Origin of the sequence: Mesotoga infera, from assembly GCF_900157305.1 — a bacterium.
Classification (GTDB): Bacteria; Thermotogota; Thermotogae; order Petrotogales; family Kosmotogaceae; genus Mesotoga; species Mesotoga infera.
This window is the reverse complement of record NZ_LS974202.1, coordinates 2,033,150-2,054,885: the sequence shown is the minus strand read 5'-3', so window position 1 is coordinate 2,054,885 and position 21,736 is coordinate 2,033,150. Positions and strand designations below refer to the sequence as shown.

The 21,736-nt window shown below is 46.9% G+C and carries 17 protein-coding genes; 7 read left to right on the top strand and 10 right to left on the bottom strand.

From position 1 onward, the window contains the following. Positions 1 to 203: 203 nt before the first annotated feature. Together MESINF_RS09295 and MESINF_RS09290 are read left to right on the top strand one after the other, a co-directional pair. A complete protein-coding gene (locus MESINF_RS09295; protein WP_169699559.1) occupies positions 204 to 1,205 on the top strand; it encodes a M42 family metallopeptidase in 1,002 nt (333 codons plus the stop codon). After that, a complete protein-coding gene (locus tag MESINF_RS09290; RefSeq protein WP_169699558.1) occupies positions 1,202 to 2,980 on the top strand; it encodes a TIGR03960 family B12-binding radical SAM protein in 1,779 nt (592 codons plus the stop codon). The genes MESINF_RS09295 and MESINF_RS09290 overlap by 4 nt, the downstream gene beginning before the upstream one ends. Here the strand turns inward: MESINF_RS09290 and murC are convergent. The 7 genes from murC to MESINF_RS09255 are packed head-to-tail and all read right to left on the bottom strand — an operon-like array spanning position 2,958 to position 11,551. Further along, on the bottom strand, positions 2,958 to 4,301 hold the full coding sequence (gene murC, locus MESINF_RS09285; protein ID WP_169699557.1) for a UDP-N-acetylmuramate--L-alanine ligase: 1,344 nt from the start codon (positions 4,299 to 4,301) through the stop codon (positions 2,958 to 2,960). The two genes, MESINF_RS09290 and murC, sit on opposite strands and share 23 nt — an antisense overlap. Beyond that, positions 4,298 to 5,368 (bottom strand): UDP-N-acetylglucosamine--N-acetylmuramyl-(pentapeptide) pyrophosphoryl-undecaprenol N-acetylglucosamine transferase, encoded by a 1,071-nt coding sequence (locus tag MESINF_RS09280; RefSeq protein WP_169699556.1) that lies wholly within the window; start codon positions 5,366 to 5,368, stop codon positions 4,298 to 4,300. The genes murC and MESINF_RS09280 overlap by 4 nt, the downstream gene beginning before the upstream one ends. After that, a complete protein-coding gene (locus MESINF_RS09275; RefSeq protein ID WP_169699555.1) occupies positions 5,355 to 6,470 on the bottom strand; it encodes an FtsW/RodA/SpoVE family cell cycle protein in 1,116 nt (371 codons plus the stop codon). The genes MESINF_RS09280 and MESINF_RS09275 overlap by 14 nt, the downstream gene beginning before the upstream one ends. Beyond that, the gene (gene murD / locus MESINF_RS09270; protein ID WP_169699554.1) at positions 6,470 to 7,804 is read right to left on the bottom strand and encodes a UDP-N-acetylmuramoyl-L-alanine--D-glutamate ligase; all 1,335 of its coding nucleotides are present in this window, start codon (positions 7,802 to 7,804) and stop codon (positions 6,470 to 6,472) included. Before murD ends, MESINF_RS09275 begins: the two co-directional genes overlap by 1 nt. A gap of 9 nt (positions 7,805 to 7,813) precedes the next feature. Beyond that, positions 7,814 to 8,740: a phospho-N-acetylmuramoyl-pentapeptide-transferase gene (locus MESINF_RS09265; RefSeq protein WP_169699553.1), complete on the bottom strand. Its 927-nt coding sequence runs from the start codon at positions 8,738 to 8,740 to the stop codon at positions 7,814 to 7,816. Continuing rightward, complete coding sequence (locus MESINF_RS09260; protein WP_169699552.1) at positions 8,733 to 10,058, bottom strand: UDP-N-acetylmuramoyl-tripeptide--D-alanyl-D-alanine ligase; 1,326 nt, start codon at positions 10,056 to 10,058, stop codon at positions 8,733 to 8,735. Before MESINF_RS09260 ends, MESINF_RS09265 begins: the two co-directional genes overlap by 8 nt. Continuing rightward, positions 10,055 to 11,551 (bottom strand): UDP-N-acetylmuramoyl-L-alanyl-D-glutamate--2,6-diaminopimelate ligase, encoded by a 1,497-nt coding sequence (locus MESINF_RS09255; protein ID WP_169699551.1) that lies wholly within the window; start codon positions 11,549 to 11,551, stop codon positions 10,055 to 10,057. Before MESINF_RS09255 ends, MESINF_RS09260 begins: the two co-directional genes overlap by 4 nt. Before the next feature lie 107 nt (positions 11,552 to 11,658). Here MESINF_RS09255 and hrcA point away from each other — a divergent pair, with 107 nt between their 5' ends. The 5 genes from hrcA to tsaB are packed head-to-tail and all read left to right on the top strand — an operon-like array spanning position 11,659 to position 15,952. Then, the gene (gene hrcA, locus MESINF_RS09250; protein WP_169699550.1) at positions 11,659 to 12,702 is read left to right on the top strand and encodes a heat-inducible transcriptional repressor HrcA; all 1,044 of its coding nucleotides are present in this window, start codon (positions 11,659 to 11,661) and stop codon (positions 12,700 to 12,702) included. Positions 12,703 to 12,720: 18 nt separating this feature from the next. Beyond that, the gene (locus MESINF_RS09245) at positions 12,721 to 13,284 is read left to right on the top strand and encodes a nucleotide exchange factor GrpE (RefSeq protein ID WP_169699549.1); all 564 of its coding nucleotides are present in this window, start codon (positions 12,721 to 12,723) and stop codon (positions 13,282 to 13,284) included. A 22-nt stretch (positions 13,285 to 13,306) separates the two neighbouring features. After that, the gene (gene dnaJ / locus MESINF_RS09240) at positions 13,307 to 14,434 is read left to right on the top strand and encodes a molecular chaperone DnaJ (protein ID WP_169699548.1); all 1,128 of its coding nucleotides are present in this window, start codon (positions 13,307 to 13,309) and stop codon (positions 14,432 to 14,434) included. Next, complete coding sequence (locus MESINF_RS09235; RefSeq protein ID WP_169699547.1) at positions 14,431 to 15,294, top strand: YitT family protein; 864 nt, start codon at positions 14,431 to 14,433, stop codon at positions 15,292 to 15,294. Before dnaJ ends, MESINF_RS09235 begins: the two co-directional genes overlap by 4 nt. Before the next feature lie 7 nt (positions 15,295 to 15,301). Continuing rightward, positions 15,302 to 15,952, top strand: a complete 651-nt coding sequence (gene tsaB, locus MESINF_RS09230) for a tRNA (adenosine(37)-N6)-threonylcarbamoyltransferase complex dimerization subunit type 1 TsaB (RefSeq protein WP_169699546.1) — start codon at positions 15,302 to 15,304, stop codon at positions 15,950 to 15,952. Here tsaB and MESINF_RS09225 read toward each other — a convergent pair. From MESINF_RS09225 to MESINF_RS09215, 3 genes are read right to left on the bottom strand one after another with little or no spacing between them, the layout of a single operon-like run. After that, complete coding sequence (locus tag MESINF_RS09225; protein ID WP_169699545.1) at positions 15,949 to 17,133, bottom strand: alkaline phosphatase family protein; 1,185 nt, start codon at positions 17,131 to 17,133, stop codon at positions 15,949 to 15,951. The genes tsaB and MESINF_RS09225 overlap by 4 nt on opposite strands. A 47-nt stretch (positions 17,134 to 17,180) precedes the next feature. Then, positions 17,181 to 19,952, bottom strand: coding sequence for a sugar ABC transporter permease (locus MESINF_RS09220; protein ID WP_169699544.1), 2,772 nt, complete (start codon positions 19,950 to 19,952; stop codon positions 17,181 to 17,183). Beyond that, entirely contained in the window at positions 19,952 to 21,694 is a 1,743-nt protein-coding gene (locus MESINF_RS09215) for an ABC transporter permease subunit (RefSeq protein ID WP_169699543.1), read from the bottom strand. Before MESINF_RS09215 ends, MESINF_RS09220 begins: the two co-directional genes overlap by 1 nt. Positions 21,695 to 21,736: the final 42 nt, after the last annotated feature.

The window sequence follows — 21,736 nt, the reverse complement described above, 5'->3', positions numbered from 1 at the left end:
ACCTCCTTTGTGGACTCAAGTTCATATCTTCTTTTTCGTAAGCTATAATAGGTAGGAAATCGAACAAGCGGGAGAAACGATATTTTGCAAGGCAAAAAATCTCGGACCATCACCGCAAAAGAACGCCAACGATCCTACGATAGTTCTATTTTAGGACGATCTAAATAAGATATGATTATTTACTACCACAAGGAGGTAATCTCATGGATCTCGACAGATTGACGGAAGTGGTTTTCGTTCCAGGAATCACCGGACGCGAAGAGATGATAAGATCCAAAATTCTCGAAATGATACCCCAAGAGATAGAACCGCAAATAGATGATCTGGGAAACGTCACAATCGAAATAGGTAAGGGCGAGCCCAGCATCGCCTTCGCCGCGCACATGGATGAGATTGGTCTTCTGATAACGGGTGTTAATGGCGACGGGACTCTTAATTTCAAGAAGATTGGCGGTGTCCCCGAAGAGCTGCTCGTGGGACGACACATGGATGTGATAACCTCTTCCGGAGAGTCCATAGACGGTGTTATAGGTATCACTCCTCCCCATCTTAGGGAGAAGACGGATCAATCATGCCGGAGTCTGTCGATAGACGTGGGATCTACTTCGAAGGAAGAGACCGAATCTATGGGTATAGAAGCTCTCGATTATGCCGTCTTTAGAAAGCAGATATCGATTCTGAACGAAAAGTTCGTGGCGGTGAGATCTCTCGATGACAGGTTCGGCTGTCTCGCGCTTCTCGATCTTCTCGATCTTCTCGTGAAATTCGATCTTCCCAGAAGGGTGTTGTTTTCCTGGACGGTGCAGGAAGAGATAGGATTGATCGGTGCACGGGCTCTTTCCGAGAGAATCAAGCCTTCACTTTTCTTTCCCGTCGACTCTTTCGCCTGCTGTTCAAGACTCACCGGAGATGTCAGGCCGGGTAACGGGCCGGTGCTTCGGATGTCGGACACGTCTTCTCTGGGCGATTATCAGACTGGCAGGAAAATAGTGGAACACGCAAGAGATAAAGGTTTTCCTCTTCAAATAGGAGTCACCGGCGGCGGAACCGACGGAATACCTTTTCAGCAGCATGGTGTGAAGATGGTACCTCTTTCTCTGGCCGTTAAAAACCTTCACTCGGAGACCGAATATATATCTATGGATGATTATGACAACCTCGTCAGGCTCATGTTCTCTCTCGCAACAGAGTTTCTAATTCCATGACCGTTTCCGAAGAAATAAGAAAGTGGCTAGTCTCCTCAGGCGTTCTGACACGTGTAGGAAAACCCAGTCGGTATATCGGGAAGGAGTTAAACGCGGTCCTCAAAGATCCGGCGGGAAAGCTCAGAGTCCTACTGGCCTTTCCGGACGCCTACGAGGTTGGTATGTCGCATCTGGGTTTCAAAATCCTTTACAGAGAGTTGAACTCCAGAGATTCTATCTTCGCCGAGAGAACCTATCTTCCTTGGAAGGACATGATCGAAGAAATGCGGAAAAGTTCTGTGCCGCTTTTCTCTCTGGAGACTTACTCCCCGGCCCTGGAGTTTGACATAGTTGGTATCACGCTCCAATACGAGCTCGGGTATACAAATGTTCTTGCGCTTCTCGAACTGGCTGGAATACCCCTGTTTCAGAGGGATAGAACGTACGAGCCCATCGTCCTCGGCGGCGGACCATGCGCCTCCAATCCAGAACCGATGTCTGACTTCTTCGATGCTTTCGTTATCGGAGACGGTGAAGAGGCTATTATAGAAGTGTGTGGACTTATAGAGAAGAACATCGATCTTCTAAAATCAGGGAAAAGGAGAGAGCTTCTGGAGACCATCTCTGAAGTTCGCGGCGTTTATGTTCCCTCGATTGAAAGAAAAAACATAGTAAAGGCTGCCGTTGCGGACATCTCTGATTACGAAATTGATGGAAAACCGGTAGTGCCCTTCATGAAAGTAATACACGACAGAGCGATCGTCGAAGTCATGAGAGGTTGCAACAGAGGTTGCAGGTTCTGCCAGGCCGGGATTTTTTACCGGCCCGTTCGAGAGAGGGGAAAAGAAGAGATCGTCGAAGGAGTGAGAGAAATTTTGAAAGGTACAGGGTACGACGAGGTTTCCTTGCTCTCGCTCTCAACGATGGATCATTCACAGATAGGTGAACTGACAGACTCACTTTTGCCTCTAATGGAACCCCGCAGGATTGCCCTCTCTCTCCCTAGCTCCAGAGTAGATGCTTTCGATGTTGAGATCGCTTCCAGAATAGCTTCTATAAGGAAGACCGGACTGACTTTCGCACCTGAGGCTGGAACGCAGAGATTGAGAAATGTTATAAACAAGAACGTGACCGAGGAAGATCTTTTAAGCTGCGCGATGATAGCCAGAAAAAAAGGCTGGCAGAGGTTGAAGCTGTACTTCATGATCGGTCTTCCCACCGAGACTTCGGAAGATATCGAAGGTATAGTGAAGCTAAGCCGAAGAGTCAAGGCTATCGGTTTCAAAGAACTGACCATATCTGTTGCCGTTTTCATACCTAAACCGCACACCCCTTTTCAGTTTTCCAGGCAGATAGACGAGAACGAGGCCAGCCAGAAGGCCGAGTTCTTGAAGGGTTTTTCCGGAAGGGGCATAGATATCAAAATTCACAATCCCTCCAGCGGGCCGGTGGAGGGGATTTTGAGCCGTGGCGACAGAAAAGTAGGTAGAGCCGTTTACGAGGCCTACAGGCTTGGAGCGATGTTCGATGAATGGGACGACCAGTTCGACCGGAGGATCTGGGATGAAGCCTTCAAAATCGCCTCGATCGATACGGAATACTACTTCAAGGGTTATTCTACCGACGAGACGCTGCCATGGGAACACGTCTCGCTCGGTGTCTCTAAGGAATTTCTGGTGAGCGAATACTTCAGATCACTTAAAGGCCATACAACACCCGATTGCAGGTGGACTGGATGCGCAGGTTGTTCGGTATGTGGAAGACTCGGAATCACTAATGTGTTGCGCAAAGTTTGAGAGCACTCATTTTTGACGCTTCTGTAATGTCCCCAGCACCCAGAAAGAGGACGACGGCATCCCTTTTTCTTTCTAGCCAGTCCAGTATCTCGGCGTAGTTAACCGCGTGAACCGCTGGGACTCCGTAACTACTTAGCCCCTTCAGGACTTCGGTTTCGTCGATCGCATACTGACCCTTCTCGTAAGCCTCGTAGAGCTTGTAAACACAGACTTCGCTGGCATCTCTCAAAGAGAGTGCGAATCGACCATTCTCCCTCACAAGGCGGGAGTACCTGTGCGGCTGGAAGACCACGATTATATTTTTATCTGGAAAGAACTCCCGGGCACCCCTTATGGTGCTGCTTATCTCGTCAGGAGTATGTGCGTAATCGTCGAAGAAGAAGAGATTCCTGCTGTTGTCCATGCCTCTGAACGTAAATCTTCTATCAACGGACCTGAAAGACTCCAGGGAAGCTTTGATCGTATCTATCGACACCCCGAGTTCGTGAGTCAACGCCACCGCTGCCATTGCGTTGTAGGCGTTGTATTCACCCGGTATCATCAGCTTGATCTGTCCCATATGGCTATCACCGCGCCAGCAGCTGAAGGTTTGACTCATCAGACAAGTCTTTCTATCGGAAAACCGATACAAGCCTTTTTCTTTGCCAAAGGTGATTCCATCTTTGAACAGCCTTTCAGAGACAGGATCATCGGCGTTGAATACGAGAAGGTTCTTGACACCTTTGGAGAAATACTTGAAATGATTTTTCAGGTTTTCGAAGGAATTATCGTAATGCTCTAGATGATCGCCCCTGATGTTGGTGATGATAGCATTTTCCGGCTTAAAAGAGGCGAAAAAACCGTCGCTTTCATCCAGTTCGCTGACTATAACTTTACCGCCCCTCCTGTAATTGCCATCTGCAAGGAAGGCGTTCAACCCTCCCAGAAAGACCGTCGGGTCTCTCCCGTCATCGAAGAGTATTTTGGCAACCATGGCGGTGGTAGTAGTTTTACCATCGGTACCGGTGACACAAGTAGATATATTGTCGGCGAGGATCTTTCGTAATAATTCCATTCTGTAGATAGTAGGAACATCTTCAAAGATGGCCCTTACGAGTTCGGGATTTCCCTGCTTTATCGCAGTAGTTCTTATCACTAGATCGGGTTTATCGAAATTTTGGGGAGAGTGTCCTATGAAAACACTTATCCCCCGGGCTCTAAGATATTCCACTCTCTCGTTCTCTTCGTAGTTCGAACCGTATACCTGATATCCCTCAGATGCTAAATGCATTGCCAGACCGCTCATTCCTATTCCGCCAATGCCAATGAAATGGTATTTCAAATCGATTCCTCCCGGAGTATATAATCCAAAATAATATCAACAGGTCTTCTTGGAGGCATGTAACCGATATCTTTAACCAACATCTCTTGCATTGCAACGAACAGCTTTTCTGGGGTTAGATCACTTTCCAGTATAACATAACCAAGACCAAGTCTCTCCAGTGAAATCGCATTGTGCAATTGATGATTTTCCGCTGCTCCAGGCCACGGTATTATTATACCCTTTCTACCGTGATACTGTAGCTCGGCGATAGTGGTCGCCCCGGCTCTGGAAATCACGAGATCCGAAACTGCTATCGCATCGGAAAGATTCTCTATATAAGCGAAAGACCTCACGAAAGGAAAACGCAGTAAATCCTTCGCTTTTTCTTCATCTCCTGTCGAATGCAGAAAGTTCATAAACACATTTGACTCTTCGAGCAGGTCATACAGCTTTTCACAGGCGTCGTTGATTACTGAAGATCCGAGACTGCCACCCAAAACGACGACAAATGGTAATTCGCTGGAAAGACCGAATCCCTTAAGCAACTCCTCTCTGGATTTGGTGCTCTCTCTGACCGGATTTCCCGAAAGTACAATGCGTTCTGCCGGTAGCTTCACTTCTCCGGCAGTCTCTTCAAAAGAGATAAAAAAGTATTCGGCGTATTTGGCCATCCTTTTATTGGTTATGCCGGCTATTGAATTCTGTTCATGTATGAATATCGGTATTTTCAGCTCGTGCGCCGCTTTTATTACCGGAAAGGAAATATAACCACCCGTCGAAAAGAGGAAATCGGGTCTAAAATCCGTCAGGCTTCTCAGAACCTGTTTTTTGGCCATCATATGAGAGAAGAGTATCGGTATGTTTCCCGGACTGTAAAGCGGCCTCAGAAGCCCCCTGAGTTCCAGCGGCACTTTCGAAACCCCCGGGAAATCTCTTTCCACACTTCTGTCGTCTATCTTACCCTTTACCGTGAAGTACAGCAAATCGAAGTCGGTGCGTTTGCCTATCTCCTGAAGAAGGGCTACGGCCGGATAATAATGCCCGCCTGTGCCCCCACCACAAAAGGCTATCTTAAGTTTTCTCATGGGGTTCGCTCGCCTTATTCTCTTCTTCTTTCTCTATAAGAATCGCAAAGACCAGACCGTAGCCGATCATCAACGACATTATCGAAGAGCCACCCGAGCTGACGAAGGGAAGGGTGACACCCGTTGGAGGAAAGAGGCCTAGATTGACCGCGATATTTATCGTTGCCTGAATCATTATATACAGCGCAAAACCTATGATGTACAACTTGCCTTCAAGTTTCGACGGTCCTTTGAGTCCCGCAAGTATTAACTCCCTGATGAAGCCAACGTAAGCCAGCATGAGTACCACGATCCCTATTAGACCCAATTCTTCACCGATCACCGCAAAGATGAAATCCGAGTAGCTCACCGGGAGGTAGTACTTTACAAGCCCCATTCCAAGGCCTTTACCCATCAGCCCACCCGAAGATATAGCCATGATCGAGTAGGAAACCTGTTCGTGTTCCTCTCCGGTTATAGATGTTAGGAACGAAGTTATCCGCTCCAATTGGTAGGGCTTTATGAATCCTCCGCTGTACAGTATTAGAACGATCAGTACGCCCAGTGTTACGGCGAGCAGTATATAACGCAGCTTTATACCTCCGATTATCATCATCACAAAGGTTATAGCGACTAGAATGCCGGTCGTCGATAGATCTGGCTCTATGAAAACAAGAAAGGCTAACGGCAAGACAAGTCCGATAGGAATCAGAAAGGTGTTGAGGAATGACCTCTTCTTTATATTGCCCAGATAACTTGCCAGAACCACAAGCAGAGATATTTTGGCGAACTCGGAGATCTGGAGGGAAAGGCTGCCGATATCCAGCCATCTGTGAGATCCGCCCCTGTCGGGGAAAAAGAGTACTGCCACTAGAAGAATAAGCGTTAAGGGGTAGTAAATTGTAAAAGCCCTTTTGAAATGCCAGGAACCCTTCAGGTAGATCATAACTAGCGCACCGGCCAGACCTATCGCAAAGGCTATCAGCTGCTTCTCAAGGAATTCCGAAGCGCTGACATCGGGATGCCTTGCCTCCATGCTGATTCCGGCGCTGTAGATAAAAACGAATCCAAAAATCAGGAAGATACTTGTAAAAAGAGCGAGTATCAAATAAGTTTTCTTCATTAATTTCCCATTGCAAGCGACTTTACTATGCTCTTGAAATGGTCTCCCCTCTCCTTATAATTCCTGTAAAGATCATAGCTGGAACCGGCCGGACTTAGAACGACACTATCACCGCTGCACGAATTCCGTCTACCCGCCTCCACGGCTTCTTCCATTGAGCCAACCAATTCGAAGTTTATTCCCGACATTCTCATCTTCTCGATCAAAGATTTCATAGAGCTGCCAAGTACGATAATGCTTTTCAAGCCTTTCAAGAGTTGGAGCAGCTCGCCGTAGGTCTCATCCTTTGCTTTTCCACCAAGTACAAGAACGGTTTTCTCGGGGTTGAAGTTTTTCAAAGCCGCCACAACGGCGTGCGCGTTGGTTGCCTTGGAATCGTCGTAATATTTTACACCATCTATCTCTCCGACAAATTGAAGCCTGTGAGAGAGGAACTCGTACTTCTTTAGATCTTCGAAGACTCTTCTCAGAGGCATACCAAGAAGGTTTGCCAGGGTCATAACTACCAGGGTGTCTTCAAAATTGTGAATTCCCTCATAAGGCAGGTCCCCGCTATCGAAGGACTCTCCTCCTATTTTAAACTTGCCCAGATCGTAACAGCAATCGGTCTCTCCGTGCATTGAAAATGGAAGTATCTTCCCTTGTTGAGGTTTACCTTCGAAAAACTCCTTCTCACACGAAGGAAGCAAAGAAAAACCTTCCGTCATATCGACCAGTCGAAGTTTTGACTGTCGGTAGTCTTCGTACGTTTTGTGGTAGTCTATATGATCTTCGCCTATATTGATAACAGCCGATAAATGGAAGCGAATATCGCTTCTGCTGAACCATTTAAGCTGAAACGAACTAACTTCGAGAACGTAGTACTCAAGACTTTCTCCAAGTATCCCAGCCAGCGGGTCGCCTAGATTTCCACCCTGAAAGATACTCTTTCCCCTGGCTGCGAGCACATGCCCGAGCATGGTGACAGTGGTCGATTTTCCATTAGTCCCTGTGATACCTATTATCACTCCGTGAGGCTTAGATTTTAGGATATCCAAGGACACTTCCAGTTCGGTAGTGAATGGCTTTCCGCTCTCGAGAATGGCTCTCCCGACTTTCGAGAAAGGCGAAACGCCAGGTGATACTATGAAGCTGCCGCACTCCATAAGCCTTTCAGTATGACCGTTATCTTCATACTCTATACCGCTGTCTCTCAGAAATTCAAGGGCTTCTCCCTCGATCGATCCCATATCAGAAACGAAGAAAGACGATGATGGACACTCCTTGCGGAGTACTCTGAGCAATCTATAATTGGATATTCCCAGTCCCACGAAACCTATTTTGCTTTTCAACACGTCCTCCACCTACCAGGCCAGCAGGCCAATGACGGCCGCGGTCAATGCAAGCAACGAAAATCTGAAAGTGATCTTTGTTTCCTTCCAGCCTTTGAGTTCGAAGTGGTGATGGATGGGTGACATCCTGAAGACTCTTCTCCCAAAGAGTTTGAAGGACCCCACCTGAAGTATCACACTGAACATTTCAATTACGAACATGACGCCGAAAAAGATCAAGAAGAGCTCTCTGCCATCAATAGCGAAAATCGTGGCCAACATACCACCCAGGCCGAGCGCGCCCGTATCTCCCATGAAAACGGATGCTGGAAACCAATTGTGCCACAAGAAACCGGCCAGAGCGCCGAAGATCGGGGCGATGATTCCATTTTGCCACAACGGAAGGGCGAAGAGAGGTAACAGCGAAAAGATGAACATAGAACCCGCTAACCCATCTAACCCATCGGAAAGATTGACTGCGTTACTCATACCAGCCAGAACTGTTGCGGAGATTATGTAATACATAAAGCCAAATTCGATCTCGCCACCGAATGGGATCTTCATAGATGTATGGGGATTGTAGAACTGAATCATGAGCACTACGATAGAGGCGAACACGAACTGCAATAGCAACTTCCTCTTGCCACTTAAACCGGCTGCGTTCTTCTTAGCTATCTTCGAAATATCGTCGATCAAACCGACGGCGCCGAAAAGAATACCGGCCATCACCACGATGAGTGTTTCCGGCTTCCGGAAAAAAAGGATCATGACGATCAGGGAGACGGGTATGAAGATAACGCCTGAGGCCGTGGGAGTACCGGTTTTGTAATTGTGGAGATCCGGTCCTTCCTGTCGTATGTACTGGCCTATCTTGTGTTTCCTCTGGAATCGCTTGAAGGGTTCGAGAAGAATTGCCGTCGCAACCAGTGAAATTAAAAACGAGAGGACTTGATCAACCATCTTTAATCAACTCCATGAACTTTCCGAAGACCCTCTCTAGAAAGACACCGCGGGAGGCTTTGAAGAAAATCAGGTCACCCTTCTTTGTGTTCTCCTTCAACCATGAAGCCAGCACTCCCTCATCTTCACTGATGAGAACCGGTTTCACCGTTCCACAAGCCATCTCGATATCACGATCTACGTTGAAAAAGAGGACTTCATCGAATGCACCGAGGATCTTCCCAAGTTCCATATGTGTACTGCCGCTGTGAATCCCCTGTTCAAGTATAGAACCCACAACGGCTATCTTCCTTTTCGACTCGATCTTCTTTATAGAATCTACGGCCGACCTCCACGATTCAAGGCTACTGTTGTAGAAATCACTTATCAGAGTCATTCCGTGCAGTTTTTCTACTTTGAAACGGTCGTTGAAAGAGAGACTTAAACCGGAGATGTCTAAAGCCGGTTCATCAAGCCCACAGTTTTTCGCGACAAGATACGCCGCACCGAAATCCATTATCTGTCCGGCACTCCACAAACCGTTCAACCTTACAAACTTGTCTCCGCCACTCACGAAATGTACCTTAGTGTTCCGGTCGTCGTATGAAAAATCAACGAGAGTAAAATCGCACCTGCCCGTTCCAAAAAAGTACTTCTCACATTCGAGATTTCGAACGAACTCCCTGATTCTTGTATCGTCGCCGTTCGTTATCGCGGTTGTTATACGTCTTGAATTGAAAATGGACAGCTTTTCTTTGAGAAGGTCTTCCGGATTTCCAAAATTGCCCAGATGTGCACTGCCAACGTTGAGGAGAACGCAGATCTGAGGTTCCAGAAGCGATACCAGCTTTTCCAGATCGCCTTTGTTGTTTGTGCCAAGCTCAAAGACACCGAATCTGGCAAAAAGAAACTCTCTCCTTCCGTTCAAAAGAGATAACGGCAGTCCAATTTCAGTGTTCAGATTCCCCTCGGTTTTAAAAGTCCTACCGATCTTCGAAAGAAGAAAGGCCGCTATCTCTTTGGTAGTTGTTTTGCCGTTTGAACCTGTTATCGTGACAAGTTTATCGAAATTCGCTCTGGCCAGCAAACTTCTACTGGCCTTAATCAGTAGCTCCTTTATATCTTGACAGTATATGGCACGCCTATCGTTGAATTTTCGTGAAGTAAAAACAAAAGCCGCACCCCTGTTGAGGGCATCAAGTACGAAATCGTTCCCATCGATCCTCTCTCCCCTAAGAGCCAGAAAGACATCGCCTTCATTTATCTCTCTGGAATCGACGGATATTTTACGATTTTCGGTGAGCCTCAGAAACTCTTCGACCGCTTCATTAGAATTCACTTCTTGATGTGCCTCCGGAATTTAGTTTCTAAAATATCTTTAACGACTTGCTTATCGTTGAAAGGAACCTTCCTGTCCTTGAGAATCTGGAAATCTTCGTGCCCCCTGCCCGCTATCAAAACCATATCCTGTCTGTTGGCAAGTGTTAGGGCAACGGAAATGGCTTCTTTTCTATCCGGGATCACTAGATATGGCTTGAATTTGTCGATTCCACTTTCCAGATCCTGAAGTATCTCCAGAGGATCGTCGTTTTTCGGATCGTCGGAGGTAAGTATCACCACATCACTGAACCGGGAGGAAACTTCCGACATCAACGGTCTCTTCCCTTTGTCGGCCGACCCTCCCGCTCCAAAGACAAGTATCAACCTACCCGGGCTGAGTCTCCTGGCAGTACGCAGCAGTTTTTCCAGTGCATCTGGCGTGTGGGCGAAATCTATCACGACATCGAAACCGTACTTGGTGGCCTCTTCGACGAATTCGAACCTTCCGGGCACTCCACCGAAAGATGAAATAGCCTTCAGTATGTGATCCATATCGTAATTCAACGAATTTAGCACTGCTATTGCGGCTGCCACGTTGTATGCGTTGTGTTCTCCTATCAGTCGGGTGTAAACTCTCTGGGAGGAACCGAACGGGGTATGTATAGTGAAATCCATTCCGGTGCGGGAAATATCGAGATCTTCGATTCTGTAATCAGATTCGTCTCCGAAACCGTAAGTTATGATTCGGTTCCTGGATATGTGAATATCAGCGATGTTTATTTTGTCTCCATTCACGACGGCTATACCGTTGGATTTTAAAAGCGAAAACAGATGCATCTTCGCCCTGTAGTAATCTTCAAATGAGGAGTGAAAATCCAGATGATCCCGCGTAACGTTGGTTATTATACCGACGTCGAACCTCATGCCCTCGACTCTGTTCATGGAGAGTGAATGTGAAGAGACTTCCATGACGAAATATTCGGATTTGAGTTTGGTCGAAAGCTGGAGGAGTCTGGCCAGCTCGAAAGGACCTGGCGTGGTGTTCTTGGGATTTGTATATACGTTTTCACCGACTACATTTCTCACAGTTCCTATGAGAGATGCCTTCCTTTCGAAAATTGAGAGCACATGATAAATGAGAGTGGTGATCGTCGTTTTACCATTGGTACCTGTGACGCCTATGGTTGTGAGTTTGCGATAAGGGTGGTTGCACTCTTCCATGGTCAACAAAGCTTCTGCAAGCCGGGAACTTTTCACGTAAACTATGGGAATCAAAATCTCTTCATCCTCTATGGCAGTTTCGGCTATCAGAGCAGCCGCACCCTTCTTTTGAAGCTCTCTGGCAATCAGGTGCGAGTCGAAAGCCTGCCCCTTTATACATATGAAGAGATCGTTCTCTTTGAGAATTCTTGAATCGCTCTCCACATGCTCAAATTCGGGGTCTATATTTCCGGGGTTCACTACCTGAAGGACGTTGTTGCCGAGGAGTTCTATGATCTGAGACAATCTCATGAATCACACCCCTTTCGCTCTAGAAGATTGTATCATCGCTCCCTGAACTTGACAACTGAGGCGGCGTATGCTAACATTAATTAGCAGTCTTTAGGAAGGAGTGCTAAATGTCCAGAAAGCGAATGATTGGTCCGGATCTTAATTCCAGGCAGATTAGAGTCCTTTACTGCATATCTAGAGAGTACATATCCACCGGCAAACCTGTGAGTTCTAAACAGGTTCTCGAGCATTCCAACCTTAATTTCAGCTCTGCGACTGTCAGAAACGATATGAGAAAGCTCGAGTTTCTGGGGTACATCAACCAGCCACATACATCTGCCGGTAGGGTACTGACGGATAAGGGATTGAGGTTTTATTTCGATTCAATAAAGAGCATCTCAAGAGATTTGCAGGAGAGCAACGTAGCCATAGCTATCCGCCAGGCCAGCTTCATGGGTGATATTGAACGGCTCCTTCAGGGTATGACCAGAATTCTCGCTCGCGCCGCCTCGGCCTTCGTGATAATTGAAAAACCGAAACTCGACAGGCTAGTCGTAAGATCTGTCTCAATATCCAGAATAGCCGAAGGTTATCTGAACGTTTCGGTGATCACCGATCTGGGCGTGAGTTTGAATACCACTGTTTTTACGGGACTTAATGAATTTGATGTCGATGCTTTTCAAAAACAAATCAACATGGCTGTTGTCGGAAAAACCGTTGGGGAGATACGAAAGGGCATCAGGAACGTCGAGATAAAAGAAGATCAATGGTACGACAGAAGAGTGCAGGAGATCCTTCACTTTCTGCAAAGTATATTCGATAAGGAGAACGAAGAGAAGTATTTCAGGTATGGACTCGAGTTCGTAATAGCCAGTGAGTTTCTTGACTCTCAAGACGTTATTGATCTTGTAAAGGCGGTAGAGAATCCGAAAAGTCTCGACGGGTTACTTAAAGAACTGGGAGAAGTCGATTCTCCGAAGGCCTTCATAGGTCAGGAGATAGGCAGAGATGATATGAAGAACTATTCTATTTTCGCCTCCCCTTACACCAGAAACGACGAGAAGATAGGTACGGTCTACATAGTGGCTCCGAAGCTGTCATATTACGAGAAGATAACTGGCTATCTCGAATTTTCTATAAACAGGCTTTCGGAAGTTTTTTCGAACAGATAGCATACAGGAGGAAACATTATGGACGGGAAGCATGAAGAAACCATCAACGATATGGATCGAAACGATACTCCTTCTGGAGTACAGGAAAATTTAATTGAAATGGGAGACGCATCAAAAATTGAGATAGATGAATTAAAGACATCGGTTAAGAACCTGATGGAAGAAAACGCTAGGTTGAGGGCTGAGTTTCAGAACTTCAAGACGGCGATACAAAGGGAAGCGGAAGAACAGGTCAGAAGAAGCAAAGAGAGAACGATCCTTAGAATAATAGATATCTACATGGATCTGAAGAGGGCGTTGGCCAACAACCAGAATCGAGACGATGGTCTTTTTCTGGGTATAGAATTAATATCGAAGTCGATGGAAAAACTGATGTCGGACGAGGGAGTCTCCTTTATTGAGCCTGAGATCGGAATGCCGTTCGATCCTTTCTCCAACGAAGTGGACGAGACCGTATCGACGAACGAAATGCCGGATATGGCAGTTTATAAGGTGAATGCGATCGGTTACAATTTCAATGGTAAGGTTCTCAAACCAGCAAGGGTAGTGGTAGCTCTAAACAACTCTTCGGCGGGCGAATGAGAACCTGTGGCAGGTGATTTTCATGGCTCCATCGAGAAAGGACTATTATGAGATCCTCGGAGTTCCCAAAACGGCAACACCGGAGGATATAAGAAAGGCTTACAGAAAACTGGTGAAGGAATGGCATCCCGACGCTTACAAGGGCGAGGATAAAAAATCGGCCGAGGCGAAATTCAAGGAGATACAGGAGGCCTATGAAGTTCTTTCCGATCAGGAGAAACGAGCTACGTTCGATCGTTTTGGCTACGTCGGAGATCCCTCGGCCTATAGCCGTGGCTCCGGCCGGACCCCGGGTGCCGAGGGCGGTCACTTCGACGATATCTTCGGAGACTTTCAGGACGTCTTCGATGTCTTTTTCGGAAGTAACAGAGCTGGCGGAACTGCGAGGACTCAGGGACCACGCGCCATCAGGGGTGAGGATATACACGCTTCGGTCGTTGTGGATCTAAAGGATGTCATTCTTGGGAAGAAAGTGATCCTCGAGTACGACAGGAGTACCACCTGTAAGAGCTGTAATGGCAATGGATCGGAGGGCGGCACCAGTTATAAAACCTGCCCCAATTGTAACGGAACTGGCTATATAAAGGAAGAACACCGATCTTTCTTTGGAATCTTCAGCAACACACATGCCTGCAATACTTGCGGCGGCAGTGGGAGAATAATCGACAAGCGTTGCCCTGATTGTGGAGGAAGAGGAACACAGAAGGAGAGACACCAGGTGAGTGTCAACATCCCTGCCGGCGTTGAGAACGGCTCTACTTTGAGAATCGGGGGGCATGGAAACGCCGGTCAAAATGGTGGTCCATCGGGCGATCTGTATGTGAGCGTAAGGGTTGAAATGCCTTCCGAATATCGCAGAAACGGTAACGATCTCTACGTGAGCAAGGAAATTGATTATGTGGAGGCCGCTCTGGGAACTTCTATTGACGTCGGACTCCCCGAGGGCGGTAGCGAGACTCTAAAGATACCGGCCGGTACCAGTCCGAACACCGTCTTTAGAATGAAGAACCTGGGAGTCCCCAACATATCGGGCAGTAAACGTGGCGACCTGCTGGTCACGGTAAGGGTCAATATAGGCAGACCTTCAAGCCGCGAAAAGAAACTGCTGCAACAGATCGCCAAGTTGAAAAACTCCAAGGTGGTCGAATGAAGGCTTTGAGAAAGGTCTTTCTTGATTACTCTCTAATAACGATAGGCTCGATTCTGACATCCGTGGCGATAGTCTCATTCATGATTCCAAACAATATAATCGCCGGTGGTGTTAGCGGTTTGGCAATAATACTCTACAGAGTTTTCGGCTTCTGGGTAGGTGCTCAGATGCTTGTTTACAATATTTTTCTGTTTTCGATGGCCTTCGTGATTCTAGGAATCGGCTTTGGAATAAAATCCATATACTCGGCAATCCTTATGTCGCTAACCGTCGATATCTTGCAGAAACTGCATTTTCCATACCTGGATGCCGCCTCCACACAAGATGGTTATCTTCTAGCGGCGATCTACGGAGGAGTAGTAGCGGGAGTTGGAATGGGACTGGTTCTTTGGAGGGGAGCCTCCACTGGCGGGACGGACATCGTTGCCATGATACTGGCAAAGTACTTCAGTTTCAGCACTGGATCGGGACTCTTCATAAGCGACTCGTTGATCACAATTTTCGCGATCGTTGTTTTCGGTCCTATAGCAGCCATGTACGGAATAATAACCATATTTACAACCGGAAAAACTATCGACGCGATTATCGAAGGCATAGGGAACACGAGAACGGCCTTCGTAGTGAGCGTACACAGCACGGAGATAAAGGACAGGATAATAAAGGAGATGGAAAGGGGAACTACGATGATCAAGGCCACTGGTGGATTCACTGGCGAAGAGCGGCCGGTATTGATGGTTTCACTACGGCGCCGCGAAATCGGCCAATTGAGACAAATCGTCAAAGCCATTGACAAAAAGGCCTTCGTAATTCTGGTAAACAACTCCGAAGTCTTTGGGGAAGGCTTCAAGAACATCAATTGAGGTGTGTATGAAGTATTTGATTGTCGATACTTCATCTAGAACCCTGCTGCTTTCCGCCAGCAACGGTAAAGGCGATGTAAGTCTCTCTTTGAAAGATCTGGACCGTCACGGAGCCATACTAGCTGTTGTCATCAAGCAGTTTCTGGATCTTCTGGAGATCTCTCCTGCCGATCTGGATTTTCTCGGGGCAGGCGTTGGTCCCGGATCTCTTACCGGCTTGAGAGTGGGGTTGTCTACCATAAAAGGGATCTCGCTGCCATATAACATCCCTGTCGTTCCTTTCAATTCGTTCGATCCGCTGGCTGAAGGGATATGTTTCGATGACTTCGTGATCTGTAGAAAGGGCAGAGAGGGTCACTTTTATTGGAGGACGTATCTCAAGAAGAGACCGGGTGAAACTCTTTTCAGTTCTATCGTAGAGATAAAAGAAAAACTCGACAAATCGATCGTAGTATGCTCGGAAAGAAACGAGGAGCTAGTGGATTTTCAAGATTATAGAACCTTTCTCTTGGAACCGTCACCCGTTTTAATGCGTAAGATCGTACTGGAGGCTTTCAGAAGCGGTAAGATACTTTCCGGCCTCGACCTTGAACCCGTTTATCTTCAAAAGTCCGTCGCCGAAATCAACTGGGACGGTAGAAACTCCCGTAAGACTTAGCCTTTTCTGAGAAAAATCAGGGGAACATACATCTCTTCGGGCGACATTCCTCCGTGACGACCCTTGAGTGAGTGTTCCTGACCGGTGTATTTGAAACAGAAAGAGTAATCTTCCTTCGATATGGTGATCAGCTCTCCGACCCTCTTTTTTAGATTATTCGGCATCTCGCCACCGAAATATCTTTTCCAGTCGAGGCTTTCTGTGGAAATTATAAGGAGAGAGTCGCCATAAAGCTCCTCAAGAACCTCACGGGTCTTCTCTCGATCGCTGGTGTATATATAGGCCATTCTCTGTTCACCACCGGGCATAGAGTACATATCTTCGAAGGGTCTATCGAACTTAGACCACCAGATTTCCCTGTCCCATGGCGTTTGAATCTGCCCGTGATCGGCTGTGATGAAAAAGCTAGTTCCCGGCATTACGTATCTATCGAAAAAATCTTCTATGGAACGGATCAAGGCCGTCGTTTCGACCGAATAAGCAAGCGATTCGGGGCCGTATTTGTGACCGTAGGTGTCTATCAAGCCCCAGTAAACTATTGTGAGACTGTTGGCTTCCTCCGAATCCAGGACTATCTTAAGTTCCTCGAGTATATCTCCAATCCCATGCGCACCCCGAGCGATCCCACCACGGGTATGCATTCTGGTCAATCCTGTGTTAACAAAACTCTTCGATGTGAGGTGGTATCCTCTGACGCCGGCCTCTTTCAACAATTCGAAGATGGTTTGTCGCTCTATATATTTCAAAGGATCGAACCCCAGTCTGGTCAGGTTGTCTCTGTCCTGGGTATAGGGAGTGAGTTCTATCATATTTACCAGACCGCCATACTCGGGTATGTTCAACAGATACCCCAGAAAACCGTGCTCTGAGGGGGGAGTTGCCGTGAATATCGATGTCAATGCAGCCGTGGTGGTTGAGGGAAAGACCGATGTGAGTATTTTAATATCCTCTCTGGAGAAAAGCCTGAAAGACTTTTCCTCCATTACTCTAAGGAGATTGAAGTATCCCAGTGCATCGATAACAAAGACCACTACTTTTTCCGATCCTGTAAGGTCTATTCCGTTTGATTCAAAGGAATAAGGAATGCTATCTTCGGGAAGCCGGACCATGAAGTGCTCCAGAAGACCGGCGGAGAAATTCACTATCGAACTTCCTTCATAATCGGGAAAGACGAATTCCATAAAACCTCCATAAAAGCGGGGCGGATCTCTCCGCCCCTTCATTTGAATTACTCTTTAACACCGCCCTGCGTTAGGCCACCTACAATGTACTCCTGTAAAACCAGGAAGAAAATGACCATCGGGACCGCACCTATCAAAGCTGCCGCCGTGAAGGGTCCCCAGCTGGTTTCAAACCTACCGGAAAACTGCCAGAGACCAACGGCATACGTCCATTTGTTCATATCCTGAAGGATTATCCTTGCGATGAGGTATTCGTTGAATATGTTCATGAAGGTCAGTATCGCAACCACCGCCAGAATGGGTCTGGCAAGGGGCAGAATGACCCTGGTGAAGGCCTGGAATTTCGTTGCACCATCGATCATGGCTGCCTCTTCCAGCGAATTGGATATCGTGTCGTAATAACCCTTTATGAGCCAGATGTTGAATGCAATCCCTCCGGAGTACAAGAATATCAAACCTCCGAGAGTGTTTAATCCCAGGAAGGGAATGACACTTCCCAAGAATTGAAGCAACGCGTACAACGCAACCATGAACATGATAGACGGGAACATCTGGACCAGCAACAGTGCCAGAAGTCCCTGTTTCCTTCCACGGAATCTCATTCTGCTGAAGGGATACGCTGCCAGTGCGGCGACGGTAACACTAATGAGGGCAACGGCCAGAGCCACTATTACGGAGTTCAGAAGCCACCTGACAAAGTAGAAATACGTACTCTCTTTTTGAACCCAGATCTGGTTCGCCCTGAAAAGAGATTTGTCCACTTCTCTGAGTTCGGCAGCGTACGATTCGGAATAAGAAGTGGGTTTTTCTATCAGATCGGAAATTAATCTGGATGCCCTTTGATACTTGGCATTCACCTGCTGGAAGAGGGTGTTGTACGTCTCCTGCATCTTTCCAAAGTCATCGAGCGTTATCGATGTTCCTAAAAACCTGAGTTCTATATAGTTATAGATCTTCGAAGCCAGGTCGTCCTTCATCACTTTCATCGAAGATATCAATTCTTTCAACAGTACAGTACCATCCCTGGCTTCCGTGCTAGCCTTGACGAAATCGTCGTACCAGAAAAGTGTCCGGTAACGGACGGAGGCTTTGATTTTGAAGTAGCTGTTCAAAAGGTTAGTCAGGCTCGAAACGTAGTTCCTGGCCTCTTCCATCGAGAGGATCTCCCGATCGATGTGCAGCATCGCCGACCTTATGTTTATAGCCTCCAGGGCATGCGCGTAAGTCTCTTCAGCCTTTTTCGCTTCTTTTTCGTGACTGGAAATAGTATCGAGCAGTTTTTCCTTTTCAATTTCCAGATTCTGCAATCTTGATTTAGCCTCTTTGGCACTCTTTGAAACTTCAATATAATCGGAAACACTGGTTTGGAGAACCGGTAAGACTCTCGAAAGATTTGACAGGGCTATATTGATTACATCGGCTCCCTTGGATATCTCAGAGTTGCCCGAGACCTTCATGAGAACCTCTCTGTTATCGACGAACCAGGAGAGTTTCGATGAAAGCTCTGAGAGTTCCGAAGAGAGTTCTTCAACGTTCTTAATATCTGCCAACTGACCGTTCACGAGATCTATAGTTTCCATGGCCGACAAAACCCCATCGAGCGATCCTGCCAATTTGGCGTTGGAGATGGAATTACTACTTTCTATGCCCTTTGAAACCACCAGTTCAAATGGGGGGATAAGGGCTGACAGTTTCCTGGTTTCGGATATAACTGTCGGGATAGCTATCTCGAACGAGTCTTCGAGTTCCAGAACGGCCGATTCGGAAACGGCAAGAGATTTTTTGAGTTCCGCTATCGAATTTTCAATTCCCGAAAGAGTCTCCCTTACTTCGATGTATTCGTAATAATCTGAACCGAAAGCTTCACCGGCAAGGGATGAGAGTTCCTGCGAAACTTTCTCGTTAGATGACAGAATCACCTCCCAGGCATCTCCTGCCGCCTTGAAAGAGTCGTAAAGATTTGTTCTTGCCTGATTGAGAACAGAGGCTTCAGTCTCCGACAGAGAACTCTCTACTTCACGTAAATACCTGTTGATTACTCTTAACCATTCCACCCTCCTCCACTCCGAGTAATCCACGGAAGAAAGGGATATATATTTATCTATCGAGTTCAATGATTTTATAACCTCTTCTCGGTTTTCAAACTCCAGTCCAACGAGTGCTTTCAGAGTCTCGTCGCGATATTTCAATGTACTCTCGTACTTCTGTCTGTAGTCTTCCATAGCTTCAGTTATCGGAGCTGCCCGTTCTCCGAGAAGATCAACGTAGAAGGGATAAACTCCTTCCAGAGAGGGAACTGTGGTCTCGAGAATTCTGCCGACAGCATAGGCCATCTGGGGCTCTTCAAAAGTACCGATCTGTTTTAAACGGTTTTCGAAAAGCTCTTTGTCATTGATCCTTATCTCGTTAATCTCAAGAAGGATCTTCTTCTCTTTACTTACTACATCTTTCTCTATCGAGGCCATACCCGACTCGATATTCGACACCATTCTCTGACTTTCTTCCATGAGAGAATCGAATTTGACCAGATAACTCTCAACGTTTTTTTTGAGCTCTTCCTGACTCTTTCCACGGTAATCCCCTGTGGCGTAGGTGGCACTCTGTAAATCCAGAATCAACCTTCCGACACTTCTCTCGGGTAATAACAGGTTCCTGTAGTGTTGGAGAGTCACTCTACTGGAAAAGAGGTTCGAGGAAAAGGCCGCCTGATCGCGCCTTATGGATGTGCTCACCAGCCATACCATCGGGAAAAGAACTATTATAACAACGGCTATAAGTACTAGATGTCTCAACCAGTAAATTCTTCTCTCGACAGCCATTATCTGCTCACCTCTTCAAAAGAACCGGAAAGCTTGAAGTTGATCCAACTGAATCCGGCAACGATTATGAAAATGATGATCGAAATGGCACTTGCAAAACCAAAGTCCTGACCTCTCCCCTCGAAGGCCAGTTTGAAAGTGTAAGAGATCAGTATGTCCGTCGCTCCAGCCGGTGTAGATGCGCCCACGATTGCCGGACCTCCCTGGGTCACCAGATATATTCCCGTGAAGTTGTTGAAGTTGAAGGCGAAACTCCCGACCAACAGAGGGGCTACCGTTACCATCAACAGAGGAAAGGTGATCTTTTTAAATCTTTGCAACCGGGTTGCGCCGTCGATCGAAGATGCTTCGTAAAACTCCTCAGGAATACTTTGAAGTGCTCCCAGACTTACAGTCATCATATACGGGAAACCCAGCCAGGTGTTTACGATGAGAACGGATACTTTTGCCCAGAAAGCGTCGTTTAACCACTTGATCGGTTCCAGACCGAAGAGTCCCTGTACTATGAATCTGTTGAGAACACCATAAGTCTCGTTGAAGAAACCGTTTCTCCATACGAGAGCCGATATGAATGCCGGAACCGCCCACGGTATGATCATTAGGGTTCGATAGATCTTCTTCCCTTTCAACCTGCGGTCGTTTAGCGTCATTGCAAGAGCCAGACCGATGGTGAAAGAGAAGAAAACGCTGAGCCCGGCCCAGGTGAAGGTCCAGCCGAACACCTGAAAGAAGGGCTTGCTGATCTTCGGGTCACGGAACATCCTGACGAAGTTCCAGAAACCGACATCCGATATATAGCCTTCTACGGTTATATCGTTTCCATTTTCATCGACATCGTAAAAGAAGCCGCCCTCTTCAACGAGCTTTCTTCCCGTCTGTCTGTTGTAAACAACCGTCTCTTGAACAGCCCTTCCTGCAGAGAAAACCGTTTCAGCCCTCAAAGCGTATTTTCTTTCCGTAGTCGCAAAAGTTGTGTAAAGGGAATTGGGAAAGAGTCTCACCTGGTTACCTTCGCTATCGGTGAACTCGGCGTTGCGTAGCCAGACACCCCTTATTTCGCTGAAATAGAAGGATGCGTTTGGCCTTGTCGATTGGTCCTGTGGAGAATAGAAATAAACGTAACGTTCTCCGGTATCCGATCTTATAGCCAGAATACTCCCCGTCGGTGAGCGAGATATTGAATAATTAACACCGCCGATCGAAAATGTATCGCCCTTGATTTCAATCATTTTGGCAGTGGCAAGAGTTATATTTCCTGTTGCATCCCTGTTTATCGCCTGCGGTCTCGGGACAGCAAAAACCTCTCCGCTTTCTTTCGACTGGAGTACAGTTATGAAGTTATCTGTCGGATTGTAGTCTTTGAGTTGTATATATATGGAAAACTCGTACTCTTGAGGCTTTTCGGGGATGTAGAAATAGTCGCTCAACAATTTCTGAATGGCCTGTTGCCTGGTAAAGAGATGTCCGGTCCCGTAATTGGTGAAAGCGGTTCTGAACGTGTAATACATAGGGTATAGAGTGAGAATGAAAAGGAGTACCATGGCGGGGATCATGTACCTGTACGGATATCCTTTCGGATTCAGGGCGATCAAATCTATGAGAAGCGTAAGAATCACCATGGTAACCATCAGACCAAAATTACCGTCTGCATAGAGTAGATAGATACTCCACAAAGCAAACCCGTTGAAAATGGCCAAAATAGCCAGAAGCAAGAGAAATGCGGCAAAACGTCTTCCACTCAAGGTAATCCCTCCAGGCAATTAGAATCAGAGCGCGGGGAATAG